General features: G+C 73.8%; 1 protein-coding gene. It reads right to left on the bottom strand.

Features of this window, described 5'->3' with window-relative positions:
• On the bottom strand, window positions 1–1,135 hold a 1,135-nt coding region (locus KBX39_RS31695), incomplete at both ends, for a HAMP domain-containing protein (RefSeq protein WP_210874101.1).

The following is a 1,135-nucleotide window of genomic DNA, read 5'->3' as shown; positions in this document are numbered from 1 at the left end:
CGCCGAGCGCGAGCCGGACCACGTCGGCCAGCGGGACCGGCGCCACGTGGCCGTCCGAGCCGGTGGCGCCGGAGAGCACCACCAGGCTGCCCGCGTTGCGGCGCAGACGGCTGGAGATGTGGTCCAGCCGGTACAGGTGCTCCAGCCGGCCCGGGTCCGTCTCCTGCCGCTCCAGCCGGTCGATGAGCGCGATCTGGCGGCCGACCAGGTTCTGGGTACGCCGTCCGACGTGGCCGAACATCTGCGCCACGTTGCGGCGTCCGGCCACCTGCCGCTCGACCAGCCGGGCGGCGGTGTGCTGCACCCGGTCGAACGCGCGGGCCAGCTCACCGATCTCGTCCCGGGCGCTCACCTCCACCGGGTCGAGGCGTACCGGGGGCACGCTCTCGGACTCGTCGTCGGCGACCCGGGTCAGCTCCGCCTCGGCGACCCGGGCGACCCGCTCGGCGGAGCGGGTGAGCCGGCTCAGCGGGCGGGCGACGGTACGGGCCACCGTCATGCTCAGCAGCACCACGACCAGCAGGATGACGCCCGCCGCCACGGTGACCAGCCAGGCCGCGGTCAGAGCCTCCCGCTCCCGGGCGCGGGTCTCCGCGATGACGTCCGCGACGACCTTCTTCTCGACGAACTGGCCCAGCGTGATCATCGACCGGGACGCGGGGAAGAGCACGTCCAGCGAGACCGGCGCGATCGCCGCGTCGGGGTCCCGGAGGCTGTCCACCAGGAACGTCGGGCTGGTCCGCGCGGCCACCGCCGCGTCGTCCAGCTCGGCCACCTTGAGCTGCTCCGGCGTGATCAGCCGGCGGAAGCGCCGGTTGTCGACGTTGAGCGCCGCCATGCACGCCACGAACGACCGCGACATCCGCGGGTCGCCGGTCGCCTTGACCAGCACGATCTGGGTGGTGCAGGAGCTGAGCGCCTCGTCGACGCGCAGCAACGCGTCCAGGGCGAGCACCTGCCGCCCGGCGGCGGTGTCGGTGTCCACCTGGTACGGCAGTCGCAGCGCGTCGATCAGGGCGGTGTCGACCTCGCTGAACGCGGTCAGGATCTGGTCCGGCCTGGCCCGGCCGGCGAGCGTGGCGGTGCGGACGTCGTCCAGCTTGCGTACCCCGTCGAGGCTCTCGCGGACCGTCGT

The sequence above is a fragment of the Micromonospora sp. D75 genome, assembly GCF_018070405.1.
GTDB classification, from domain to species: domain Bacteria; phylum Actinomycetota; class Actinomycetes; order Mycobacteriales; family Micromonosporaceae; genus Micromonospora; species Micromonospora chalcea.
The sequence above is the reverse complement of the archived record's forward strand: the minus strand, read 5'-3'. Positions and strand labels throughout refer to the sequence as shown.